This is a genomic window from Vibrio sp. V03_P4A6T147, from assembly GCF_002241085.1.
Classification (GTDB): Bacteria; Pseudomonadota; Gammaproteobacteria; order Enterobacterales; family Vibrionaceae; genus Vibrio; species Vibrio anguillarum.
In genome coordinates this window covers 1-11,673 of the sequence record NZ_NDIO01000387.1, presented here as the reverse complement: position 1 = coordinate 11,673, position 11,673 = coordinate 1, and the positions used below count along the sequence as shown (strand labels likewise).

The window sequence follows — 11,673 nt, the reverse complement described above, 5'->3', positions numbered from 1 at the left end:
TTGCTGAATTCAACCGATCTATCCAAGCTTTCTTGGTCAGCTCGGTGGATCGAATTGTAAACATGCACTGGGAAGCCATTCTTCCTCCACCAGATGGCTCAGGCAAAGATAACTACTTAACCGCAGTCACCAATATCGATAACGAATTGGTAGAAATTCTCGATGTAGAGAAAATTTTGGCAGAGATTTCTCCGGTTAATGAGACAATGGATTCATCGATTGGTGAATCGATCGCCCAAGTAGAAACAGAAAAAGAGATCATCCGTCGAATTTTAATTGCCGATGACTCAACCGTTGCGCGTAAACAGGTTCAAAGAGCAGTAGAATCGATAGGTTTTGAAGTCGTTGCTGTTAAAGATGGTAAAGAGGCGTATGAAAAATTGATCGAGATGGCAGCAGAAGGGCCAATTTACAATCAAATATCTTTAGTGATCTCTGATATTGAAATGCCTGAAATGGACGGCTATACATTAACAGCAGAGATACGTAGAAATTCAGATTTGAAAGATCTATACGTTATTCTTCACTCTTCACTGAGCGGCGTTTTTAACCAAGCCATGGTTGAGCGAGTGGGTGCAAACTCATTCATTGCTAAATTCAACCCTGATGAGCTTGGGAATGCGGTGAAAGCTGCACTAGTTAACTAAAGAGAAATTAATGACTGCTATAACTATAAGCGATCAAGAATATCGCGATTTCAGCCGTTTTTTGGAATCTCAGTGCGGGATTGTACTTGGAGATAGCAAACAGTACTTAGTGAGAAGTCGCTTAAGTCCACTGGTTGCTAAATTCAAGTTAACCTCTCTTTCTGACTTGTTACGTGATGTGGTTACGGGGCGAAACCGTGAGCTACGAGTTGCAGCGGTCGATGCCATGACCACCAACGAAACACTGTGGTTCCGTGATGCTTACCCATTCACCGTTTTAGCGGAACGTCTATTACCCGAGGTCGCTGCAAATAAACGCCCTATAAAAATTTGGTCAGCGGCAAGCTCTTCAGGTCAAGAGCCTTACTCAATGGCGATGACGGTGCTCGAAACTCAACAGCGTAAGCCTGGTATGTTGCCGAGCGTAGCCATCACCGCGACGGATATTTCTGCCAGCATGCTGGATATGTGTAAAGCGGGGATTTATGACAATTTAGCACTTGGCAGAGGGTTATCACCGGAGCGTCGCAAAATCTTTTTTGAGGATGCTGGTGATGGCCGAATGAAAATCAAAGATAACGTTAAGCGTTTAGTTAACTTCCGTCCTCAGAACTTAATGGAGAGCTATGCCTTATTGGGTAAATTCGATATTATTTTCTGTCGTAACGTTTTGATTTATTTCTCACCTGATATGAAGTCGAAAGTATTAAATCAAATGGCTAGTAGCTTAAACCCCGGTGGCTACTTATTGCTCGGCGCATCGGAGTCACTGACAGGATTGACCGATAAGTTTGAAATGGTTCGTTGTAACCCTGGCATCATTTATAAACTCAAATAGCCACATTCTTACGTTGAGTTACTTGCTTACTTTTAGTTACTTGCCCAGCTTTTGCTGGGCTTTTTCTTTCCCCTAATTTCGTTTTGATTGGTGAGATTTACTGAAGTTGTGGGCGAAAAGTGGATAAAGCGGCGTATATTTTGCTTACATTTCGACGGATTCTTATTTAGATAAAATTGTTGTAAACACGGTTCGTTTTTTTAAGTTGGTACGTTAATTGCTTTTAATATGAGTAGTAACAGTCAGTTTTTAGTGTAGAGGCAAACATGGCTATTTCTTTTGACAACGCATTAGGTATTCACCAACACACGGTTGGTGTACGTGAGCGCAATGCTGAGGTGATTTCCACCAATATTGCACAGGCGAACACACCGGGCTTTAAAGCAAAAGGAATGGACTTTCAAAAAGCATTGCAGGCGGCAAGTTCAGGGGCAAGCATTGGTCTTAGCCGTACGGATGGTCGGCATATATCTGCCTCCACGAAAGTAACTGGCGAGAGTCTCTATCGAATTCCGACTCAACCTGATACGGGTGATGGCAACACGGTGGACGTAGATTTAGAGCGTAACTTGTTTATGCAAAACCAGATCAGACACCAAGCCTCACTGGACTTCTTAGGAAGTAAATTCAAGAACTTAACGAAAGCAATCAAAGGGGAATAAGTAGATGAGCTTATTTAATGTGTTCAATGTGACTGGTTCTGCAATGAGTGCTGAATCTGTTCGTCTAAATACGACCTCAAGTAACTTAGCCAATGCGGATAGTGTGAGTAGTTCGGCGAAAGATACTTACAAAGCGCGTCACGCGGTGTTTGGTGCAGAGTTAAGTAAAGCGCGTTATAACCGTGATCATAATGTACCTGTAAAAGTATTAGGTATTGTTGAAAGCGATAAACCGCTTAACGCAGAATATAACCCAGATCACCCACTTGCCAACGATGAAGGCTATATTTACAAGCCTAATGTCAATGTGATGGAAGAGATGGCTAACATGATTTCGGCTTCTCGTTCTTATCAAACGAACGTGCAGGTGGCTGATGCAAGTAAACAAATGCTGCTGCGCACGCTGCAGATGGGTCAATAGGATAAGGAGGTAGCGTATGGCCGGAATAAATAACATTGGTCAAAGCGGCTTGTCTTATATTGACCAGCTGAAAAGTCTTCAAGACCAAAAGAAAACAGAAGAGACAACGGGGAAGCAAGATCTTAAACAAGAAGACTTCCTATCGTTACTCACCAAACAACTGGCTCAGCAAGATCCTTTTAAACCGGTCAGTAATGACCAGATGATTGCCCAAATGGCGTCATTTGCCACAGTTGATGGTATCGGCAAAATGAACACTCAGTTTGAGAGTCTCAACTCGTCGATGACATCCAACCAAGCTCTACAGGCTTCATCACTGGTTGGCCGTGATGTGTTAGTACCGGGAGCGGCAGGGATCAAAAAAGAGGGTGCTGGGATGGCTGCGATGGTCAAACTTCCTCAAAGTTTAGAGAACTTGTTTGTCCGAATAGAGAATGAAGCTGGACAATTGGTTCGTACCTTTGATGTCGGGGCTAAATCAGCCGGTGATAATCGCGTTGAATGGGACGGTAACGATCAAAACGGTAATCCATTGCCGGGCGGCAAATACCAAGTGAAAGCTTCGGGTTTGCTCGATGGAGAAAGCAAGGAGTTTGCGGTATCGACTTACGCAAACGTCAATAGCGTTCTGCTGGGTAAAGGTGATGGTAACGTACTGCTCAATCTGGCTGGATTTACATCGCCAGTTAAACTTGCTGAAGTACTAGAAGTTGGCAAAGCGTAACTCTTTATAGAGTAGATATGCTAGCTAGATAGGAGATTTTGGAATGTCGTATATATCATTAAGCGGTTTATCCGCAGCTCAGTTAGATCTGAACACCACCAGTAACAACATTGCTAACGCGAATACCTTTGGTTTTAAAGAGTCGCGTGCTGAGTTTGGTGATGTTTACTCAACCTCATTGTTTACCAACTCCAAAACCACTCCTGGTCAAGGTGTTCAGGCGAACAAAGTGGCACAACAATTCCACGAAGGTTCCAGTATTTATACTAATAACCCGATGGACTTGCGCGTTGCGGGAACGGGGTTCTTTGCGGTTGCGAAAGATAAGCTGACGCCTCAACAAAATGAGTTGACCAGAAATGGTGCTTTCCACCTCGATAAAAATGATTACATGGTAACGTCAAATGACGAATTTTTGCTTGGCTATGATGTTAACCCTGATACTGGTGATGTTCTTTCGTATGAGCCAAAACCTATCAATATTCCTGCTCAGTTTGGTAAACCTAAACAGACAGCCAATGTTGAACTTGGCGCGAACTTGCCAGCTAATGGCAAGTTAAAAGACCCAACCTTGTTTGATATTACTGATCCTGAGACGTACAACCGTACCACCTCATCGACAATCTACGATTCGATGGGTCAGCCTTATAAGTTGACATCCTATTACCTCAAAGATCAGACGCAAGCTAACACATGGCAAACCTATTACACCGTGACGGATAAAACTGGTGAGAAACCAATCAATGTAGTTGGTGGTGATGCCACTACGCCGACGGGTCATATTGGGCATACCATGAAGTTTAATAATGATGGTACGCTAGCCAGCATGAATAATGGTCAGCAAATTGTAACCGAGCCTTTAGGTTTGGGGGCAAACCCAGTTGAACTCAACGGTGCGGATGCTAACCAAACATTGTCGTTCAGTCTCGATTCGGCTACGCAATTTGCCGCTCCATTTGAGTTGACTAAATTTGTACAAGATGGCGCAACCACGGGCTTTTTGACGAAGATCGATTTCGATGAAAATGGCAGTGTGCTAGCCACTTACTCAAATGGTCAAAATACCATTCTAGGACGTGTGGGGCTTGTCCGCGTAGCCAATGAACAGGGCTTAGATAAAAAAGGCGGTACGCAGTGGGATTCGACTCAATTCTCAGGTGATAAAATTTGGGGTGAATCAAACAAAGGCTCATTTGGTACCATCAGCAATGGTGTTATTGAACAATCCAACATTGATATGACTCAAGAGCTGGTGGATCTTATCTCTGCTCAGCGCAACTTCCAAGCGAACTCGCGTGCGCTTGAAGTTCACAACCAGCTACAACAAAACATACTGCAGATCCGTTAATTCTTTTAACGTCATCCAATGGCAATACCAAGTTAGCGGCAATGTTAGCTTGGTATTGTTGCCATCTGTTCGCGGCAATCTTCGTTATATCCTCCCTATTTTTTGTGCAATTACATTTAACCTATTGATTTTTAATTTAAATATAAGTTGGCACGTCAATTGCTTTTAATGATCGAACGATGATTATTGGAGCAGATTATGGATCGCGCACTGTTTCTCGCCATGAGTGGCGCAAAGCAAAACATGCAAGCCATGCAATTAAGAGCGAACAATTTAGCAAACGTCAGTACCACGGGGTTCCGTGCTGATTTGGCGCAAGCTCGCTCAATGCAAGCTTATGGCGAAGGGTTACCGAGCCGCGTGTTTAGCATGACAGAACGTCCGGGACATAATTTTGCGCAAGGCAGTGTCATTACCACAGGGCGCGATCTCGATATCACCATTCAAGGTGACGGTTGGATTTCCATGATGGATAAAACCGGCAAAGAGGGGTTAACCCGTAGTGGCAACCTAAGCATTGACCAAAATGGCATGCTTATAAATGGTAGCGGCCATCTAGTGCTAGATGGAACGGGCGCGCCAATCACTCTACCTATTCCATTGAGTAAAGTAGAAATCGGTAATGACGGTACTATTTCCGTTCGTCCGCAAGGCGCTCCAGCCGATGCGATGGAAGTGGTAGGCCGAATTAAACTGGTTCGCCCCAATAATCAATCCCTATACAAAGATACGAATGGTTTATTCCGTGCTAAAGATCCTAATGCAGCATTCGAAGCAGATGCTAGCGTAAAGCTATTAAAAGGTGCGCTGGAAGGCAGTAATGTCAATGCGGTGGGTGAGATGACTAGCTTGATTGAGCTACAACGTCAGTTTGAAATGCAAGTCAAAATGATGAGCACCGCAGAAGAGATGGACAAATCGTCCGATTCATTACTTCGTATGAGCTGATAAGCGTTAAAGGAGATTACTATGCAACCTGCATTATGGGTAAGTAAAACCGGGCTTGATGCCCAACAAACCAATATTGCCACTATCTCAAACAACCTAGCGAACGCCTCGACTATTGGTTTTAAAAAGGGGCGTGCGGTATTTGAAGATCTGTTTTATCAAAATATTAATCAACCGGGCGGTCAATCTTCGCAAAATACCAAACTGCCAAGCGGTTTGATGCTTGGTGCGGGTTCTAAAGTCGTGGCAACACAAAAAGTGCATACCCACGGCAACGTACAAACCACGACCAATAGCCTCGATATGATGATTGAAGGTGACGGCTTTTTCCAAATCCTGATGCCAGATGGCAATATCGCTTATAGCCGAAATGGTCAATTTACCCTCAACGACGAAGGGGCAATTGTGACTTCCGGTGCTGGATATAATTTAGAGCCGGAAATTGTTATTCCACCTGATGCAATCTCTATTACTGTCGGTAATGATGGTGAAGTGTCCGTCAGGCTTCGTGGCCAGCAAAATAACCAAGTGGTTGGACAAATTACCACGGTTGATTTTATCAACCCAGGCGGTCTAGAGCCGATTGGTCAAAACTTGTATCTACCGACCGGTGCTAGTGGTGATCCACAAGAAGGGGTGCCAGGGCTTGACGGCCTCGGTGATGTTCGTCAATCCATGCTTGAAACCTCTAACGTGAACGTCACAGAAGAGTTGGTCAACATGATTGAAGCGCAACGCGTTTACGAAATGAACTCAAAAGTCATCTCAGCAGTCGATAAGATGATGAGTTTTGTGAACCAACAACTCTAATCATTAACTAAGAGAATGCTGCGATGAAACGTCTATTGAGTCTTGTATTGGTTACTGCTTTGTCTGGTTGCTCGTTAATGCCGCCACCGGTCGATACTCCTGAAGTGGTTCAAGGTACAACCGTGGTGGACGCGGTTGAAGGGGATAAGTCTGCAGAAGAAGGTTCTGGTTTACTGGACTCAATGCGTAAGCGTTCCGATCCCGTAGCCGGTGATCCTGCTTGGGCCCCTATCCACCCAAAACAGAAACCGGAACATTATGCCGCGGAAACTGGTTCACTGTTTAATTTGGCACAAATGAACAGTCTTTATGATGATTCAAAACCGCGTGGCATTGGCGATATTATTACCGTCAATCTTGATGAAAGTACTAAAGCGGCCAAGAGTGCTGATGCGGATCTATCCAAATCCAATGATGCGTCTATGGATCCACTCGCTGTCGGCGGTAAAGATCTCACTGTGGGTGATTACAATTTCTCTTATGCGTTGAAAAATGACAACAAGTTCAATGGCAGTTCTGCAGCCAACCAAAGTAACAGTATTTCTGGTTCGATCACGGTTGAAGTGATTGAAGTACTCGCCAACGGCAACTTAGTCATCCGTGGTGAAAAATGGCTCACACTGAACACTGGCGATGAATACATTCGCTTAAGCGGTACCATTCGTCCCGATGATATCGACTTTGACAACACCATTGCTTCTACTCGTATTTCTAATGCACGCATCCAATATTCAGGCACAGGCACCAATCAAGATATGCAAGAACCTGGATTCTTGGCACGATTCTTTAATGTCTCTCTGTAACGCCGGAGTTCTGGCGTAAAGAAACGTAGAAATTAAGGTACTAGACCATGAAAAAATTCACCCTGCTTGTTTTAAGTCTGTTGCTCATCGCAACCCATGCACAAGCGGCCCGTATCAAAGATGTCTCTCAAGTTGCGGGCGTGCGGAGTAACCAATTAGTGGGTTATGGTCTAGTCACTGGGCTACCGGGAACGGGCGAATCGACACCGTTCACCGACCAAAGTTTTAACGCCATGTTGCAAAATTTCGGCATTCAATTGCCGCCGGGCACTAAACCGAAAACAAAGAACGTTGCCGCCGTGATTGTCACGGCCGAATTACCGGCGTTTTCCAAGCAAGGTCAAAGTGTCGATGTCACCGTTTCTTCTATCGGCTCTGCTAAAAGTTTACGTGGCGGCACTCTAATGCAAACCTTCCTTAAGGGGTTGGATGGTCAAATTTACGCCGTGGCCCAAGGTAATTTAGTGGTCAGTGGTTTTAGTGCCACCGGTGCTGATGGTTCTAAAATTGTCGGCAATAACCCAACGGTTGGCCTGATTTCAGGCGGCGCTATGGTGGAACGCGAAGTGCCAACACCTTTTAGCCGTGGCGATTTTATTACCTTCAATTTGCTTGAATCTGACTTCACCACGGCGCAACGTATGGCAGATGCAGTGAATAACTTCTTAGGCCCAGAGATGGCGACCGCGGTTGATGCAACGTCAGTACGTATCCGTGCACCACGAGATGTTGGGCAGCGCGTCGCGTTTCTTTCTGCAATCGAAAATGTTGAGTTTGATCCAGCGGATGGTTCAGCCAAAATTATCGTTAATTCACGAACGGGAACCATTGTTGTCGGCCAGCATGTACGCTTAAAACCTGCTGCGGTGACGCACGGTGGTATGACTGTTGCCATTAAAGAGAATTTGAATGTCAGTCAGCCCAATGCGTTAGCGGGTGGTCAGACAGCTGTGGTGCCTAATAGCCAAATAGAAGTGTCTGAAGCACAAGGTAAAATGTTTAAATTTGAACCGGGTTTGACCTTGGATGATTTAGTGCGCGCGGTCAACGAAGTGGGCGCAGCCCCTTCAGATTTGATGGCGATTCTGCAAGCATTGAAACAAGCAGGCGCGATTGAAGGCCAACTGATCATTATCTAGGAGAGGAAGATGATTAATAATCCCAATGATATTGGCTTTATTCATGATATTGCTAGCTTAGATAAGCTACGTCAGCAAGCAAAAACCGGTGATAAAGAAGGCGAGTCAGCGGCGCTCAAGGCCGCAGCCAAACAGTTTGAAGCGATTTTTACCTCAATGTTGTTCAAATCGATGCGCGACGCCAATGCCGATTTTAAATCTGAGATGTTCAACAGCCAAAACGAAGATTTCTATCGACAAATGCTTGATGAACAAATGTCGAGCGAGCTCAGTGCCTCCGGTTCTTTAGGGCTTGCCGATATGATTGTGGCGCAGCTCAGTCAGGCTAACGACACCTCGAAAAACGATCCATCAATAACCGACCCGACGCAAGATGGTTTCCAAGAAGCCATGCGCCGTATCGAACGCAGTAACAACCGCCGCCTCTCAACGCAAGAAACGATCGAACCTAGCAAGGTCGAATCGAGTCGATTTGATTCGCCGCAAGCGTTTGTAGCTTCAATGAAACCTTATGCTGAAAAAGCAGCGCGGGCATTAGGTGTTGACTCTTCACTGCTACTTGCTCAAGCGGCATTAGAAACCGGATGGGGACAAAAAGTTGTTCAAAATGCTCGTGGTAGCAGTAATAACTTATTCAACATCAAAGCGGATAAAAGTTGGTTAGGTGAGAAAGTGGCGACGCAAACTCTTGAATATCATGATAATACACCCGTGATGGAAAAAGCGGCGTTCCGTTCTTATGGAAATTATCAAGACAGTTTTAATGACTATGTTCGTTTTCTCAATGACAATCCGCGCTACACCGTGGCGCTGAACCATAATGGCAGCGATGAGTCTTTCATTCGTGGCCTGCACGCTGCTGGTTACGCGACGGACCCATACTATGCTGAAAAAGTGCTGAGAGTAAAATCTCAAATTGAAGCAATGGAATAACCCCTCTAAAGCCAGCCTTGCTGGCTTTTATCTTTCCTTTATTTTGTCTAATCTCTTCTTTGAAACTCCTTTGGCATACATATTGCAATTACTAACTTAGATATTCAGTAACCACTGATTTGATTAGGTTTTCGGGGGCAGTATGGCGTCGGATCTTCTGAATCTAGGTACCCAAAGTGTACTTACCGCTCAGAGACAACTCAGCACCACAGGTCATAACATTTCTAATGTTAATACAGAAGGTTACAGCCGTCAGTCTGTGATCCAAGGGACCAATACGCCTCGCCAATACGGTGGTGAAACCTACGGTATGGGCGTACATGTGGAAAAAGTTCGCCGCTCATGGGATCAATTTGCCGTTAATGAATTAAACCTATCTACCACCAGTTTTTCCTTTAAGCGTGACGACGAAGAAAATTTAGACATGCTCTCAAAGTTATTGTCGTCAGTGGCCTCGAAAAAAATCCCTGAAAACTTAAACGAATGGTTTGATGCGATTAAAACCCTCGCCGACAGCCCGAATGATGTAGGTGCGCGTAAAGTTGTACTTGAGAAAGCGGATCTGATCACTCAAAACATGAATGATTTTCACGAGAACATTCGCCGCCAATCTGATGCGACCAACAAAGGGCTAGATGTTGCCGTTGAGCGTATTAACCAATTGGCGCTTGAGCTGCGAGATTTACAACGCTTAATGATGCGTACTCCTGGTCCTCACAATGACTTAATGGACCAGCATGAAAAATTGGTGGCTGAGTTGTCTGAATACACCAAGGTCACCGTGACGCCACGTAAAAATGCTGAAGGGTTTAACATCCATATCGGGAGCGGGCACACGCTCGTCTCAGGTACAGAAGCCAGCCAAATGAAGATGGTTGATGGTTATCCTGATGTGAGTCAGCGCCGCTTGGCCATGATTGAAGGCAAAGGGATCAAGACCATTACCACTGAGGATATTGGCGGTAAGTTAAGTGCTCTGTTTACGATGCGAGATAAGCACATTCCTTACCTAATGGATGAACTTGGCCGCATGGCAACATCTTTCTCTTATGAAGTTAACAAGTTGCAATCACAAGGCTTGGACTTACGTGGCAATGTGGGAAGAGCGTTGTTTACGGATGTGAACTCTGAAGTCAATGCCCGCTCGCGAGCGATCATCGCTGGCAATTCAAAAGCCGATATGGCTGTCTATATCGAAGATACTTCAGCGTTGAAAAGTGGTGAATACTCCCTACAGTACAACGGCAGCAATTATACCGTATTAAAGCCAACGGGCGAGCGGGTTAACGTTCCGGTCGTTGGCAGCAGTTTATTTTTAGATGGAATGCGAGTTGAGATTCGCAACGCCCCTCAAGCCGGAGAGCGCATATTACTGCGCCCAACGCGTAATGGTGCCGCTATTATGAAAATGGCGACCAACGATCCGACAGCCATTGCCGCACAAAGTTATGAAGCCTCCACCACTTTTGCTCAAGGGCAGGCAAAATTTAATATTTTATCGGCAGGTGGGCTGCGTGAATTTGAAGTGGTGATCTCACCAACGGGCGATCAATTTGCGGTCACGGATACCAAAGGCAACGTGCTGCTAGAACCACAGGCCTACCCACCATCGAATTCGATTACTGTGCTTGGTACAACGTTTGAATTGACGGCTGGCGCGCTACCTAATGATAAATTTACGGCAAACCTTGTCCCCTCAGAAGGTGATAACGGCAATTTACGTAAGATGCAGCAAATTCAAACGGAGAAAAAACTCAACGACGGTGAAACGACCGTGCTCGGGGTTTATCACGATCTCAATACGGATTTTGGTTTGCAGCTGGCCACCGCGTCACGCTTAAGTGACGTGGCCAGGCTTGAAAAAGAGTCAGCGCAGGAGCGCATTGCGTCCATTTCCGGAGTCAACCTTGATGAGGAAGCCGCGAACATGATGAAGTTCCAACAAGCTTATATGGCTTCCTCACGCATCATGCAGGTGGCTAATGATACTTTCAACACGATTTTGCAGCTGAGATAGGAGGCGATAAATGTTAACCAGAATATCGAGCTTCCATAACTATCAATCGGTGCAAAACGATATGCGCCGTCAAGAATCAAAGATCCATCATAACCAAGCGCAGCTAGCGTCGGGTAAGAAGTTGCTTTCGGCCAGCGATAGCCCATTAGCCACTCATTACATCCAAAAAGTAGGGCAGCAAGAAGAGCAATTACGCCAATATCTTGATGCAATCGTGCTGGTTCGAAACCGCTTAGAACATCAAGAAGTAATCATTGCCAATGCGGAAAGCTCGACCGATGAGGCAAAGCGTACTGTTATGGAAATGATTAACGGTTCATTCTCTCCAGAAGATAGAGAAGCGAAAGCGCGTGAGCTGCAAGAGATGTTCAACAACTTAATTG

The 11,673-nt window shown here is 45.2% G+C and carries 12 protein-coding genes and 1 pseudogene; all 13 read left to right on the top strand.

What is annotated here, in order from left to right; genetic code table 11:
• Positions 1-647: chemotaxis protein CheV (locus B9J84_RS14730; protein WP_094124450.1), on the top strand; the 647-nt coding region annotated here is incomplete at its 5' end.
• 10 nt (positions 648-657) lie between these two features.
• Positions 658-1,485, top strand: a complete 828-nt coding sequence (locus tag B9J84_RS14725; protein WP_013856250.1) for a protein-glutamate O-methyltransferase — start codon at positions 658-660, stop codon at positions 1,483-1,485.
• 266 nt (positions 1,486-1,751) lie between these two features.
• Entirely contained in the window at positions 1,752-2,147 is a 396-nt protein-coding gene (gene flgB / locus B9J84_RS14720) for a flagellar basal body rod protein FlgB (RefSeq protein WP_013856251.1), read from the top strand.
• 4 nt (positions 2,148-2,151) lie between these two features.
• On the top strand, positions 2,152-2,568 hold the full coding sequence (flgC, locus tag B9J84_RS14715) for a flagellar basal body rod protein FlgC (RefSeq protein WP_010319383.1): 417 nt from the start codon (positions 2,152-2,154) through the stop codon (positions 2,566-2,568).
• 16 nt (positions 2,569-2,584) lie between these two features.
• Complete coding sequence (gene flgD / locus B9J84_RS14710; RefSeq protein WP_013856252.1) at positions 2,585-3,292, top strand: flagellar hook assembly protein FlgD; 708 nt, start codon at positions 2,585-2,587, stop codon at positions 3,290-3,292.
• Positions 3,293-3,335: 43 nt separating this feature from the next.
• Positions 3,336-4,640, top strand: coding sequence for a flagellar hook protein FlgE (flgE, locus tag B9J84_RS14705; RefSeq protein WP_026027395.1), 1,305 nt, complete (start codon positions 3,336-3,338; stop codon positions 4,638-4,640).
• 198 nt (positions 4,641-4,838) lie between these two features.
• The gene (flgF, locus tag B9J84_RS14700) at positions 4,839-5,588 is read left to right on the top strand and encodes a flagellar basal-body rod protein FlgF (RefSeq protein WP_026027903.1); all 750 of its coding nucleotides are present in this window, start codon (positions 4,839-4,841) and stop codon (positions 5,586-5,588) included.
• Between the two features lie 21 nt (positions 5,589-5,609).
• Positions 5,610-6,398, top strand: a complete 789-nt coding sequence (gene flgG / locus B9J84_RS14695) for a flagellar basal-body rod protein FlgG (RefSeq protein ID WP_010319379.1) — start codon at positions 5,610-5,612, stop codon at positions 6,396-6,398.
• Between the two features lie 23 nt (positions 6,399-6,421).
• Entirely contained in the window at positions 6,422-7,201 is a 780-nt protein-coding gene (flgH, locus tag B9J84_RS14690; protein ID WP_017045947.1) for a flagellar basal body L-ring protein FlgH, read from the top strand.
• A gap of 47 nt (positions 7,202-7,248) precedes the next feature.
• The gene (locus B9J84_RS14685) at positions 7,249-8,340 is read left to right on the top strand and encodes a flagellar basal body P-ring protein FlgI (protein ID WP_013856256.1); all 1,092 of its coding nucleotides are present in this window, start codon (positions 7,249-7,251) and stop codon (positions 8,338-8,340) included.
• Positions 8,341-8,349: 9 nt separating this feature from the next.
• Positions 8,350-9,273 carry a flagellar assembly peptidoglycan hydrolase FlgJ gene (gene flgJ, locus B9J84_RS14680; protein ID WP_094124449.1) on the top strand — a complete coding sequence of 308 codons (924 nt, stop codon included), beginning with the start codon at positions 8,350-8,352 and terminating at the stop codon, positions 9,271-9,273.
• A 142-nt stretch (positions 9,274-9,415) separates the two neighbouring features.
• On the top strand, positions 9,416-11,290 hold the full coding sequence (flgK, locus tag B9J84_RS14675; protein WP_017045945.1) for a flagellar hook-associated protein FlgK: 1,875 nt from the start codon (positions 9,416-9,418) through the stop codon (positions 11,288-11,290).
• Positions 11,291-11,300: 10 nt separating this feature from the next.
• Positions 11,301-11,673: pseudogene (locus B9J84_RS14670) on the top strand (flagellar biosynthesis protein FlgL); the annotation flags it as partial.

Excerpts from the sequence above, each read along its gene's own strand:
- B9J84_RS14725 (WP_013856250.1), top strand. The coding sequence starts at position 658 with ATGACTGCTATAACTATAAGCGATCAAGAATATCGCGATTTCAGCCGT.
- flgK (WP_017045945.1), top strand. The coding sequence starts at position 9,416 with ATGGCGTCGGATCTTCTGAATCTAGGTACCCAAAGTGTACTTACCGCT.
- flgB (WP_013856251.1), top strand. The coding sequence starts at position 1,752 with ATGGCTATTTCTTTTGACAACGCATTAGGTATTCACCAACACACGGTT.
- flgJ (WP_094124449.1), top strand. The coding sequence starts at position 8,350 with ATGATTAATAATCCCAATGATATTGGCTTTATTCATGATATTGCTAGC.
- flgG (WP_010319379.1), top strand. The coding sequence starts at position 5,610 with ATGCAACCTGCATTATGGGTAAGTAAAACCGGGCTTGATGCCCAACAA.
- flgE (WP_026027395.1), top strand. The coding sequence starts at position 3,336 with ATGTCGTATATATCATTAAGCGGTTTATCCGCAGCTCAGTTAGATCTG.
- flgC (WP_010319383.1), top strand. The coding sequence starts at position 2,152 with ATGAGCTTATTTAATGTGTTCAATGTGACTGGTTCTGCAATGAGTGCT.
- B9J84_RS14685 (WP_013856256.1), top strand. The coding sequence starts at position 7,249 with ATGAAAAAATTCACCCTGCTTGTTTTAAGTCTGTTGCTCATCGCAACC.
- flgD (WP_013856252.1), top strand. The coding sequence starts at position 2,585 with ATGGCCGGAATAAATAACATTGGTCAAAGCGGCTTGTCTTATATTGAC.
- flgH (WP_017045947.1), top strand. The coding sequence starts at position 6,422 with ATGAAACGTCTATTGAGTCTTGTATTGGTTACTGCTTTGTCTGGTTGC.
- flgF (WP_026027903.1), top strand. The coding sequence starts at position 4,839 with ATGGATCGCGCACTGTTTCTCGCCATGAGTGGCGCAAAGCAAAACATG.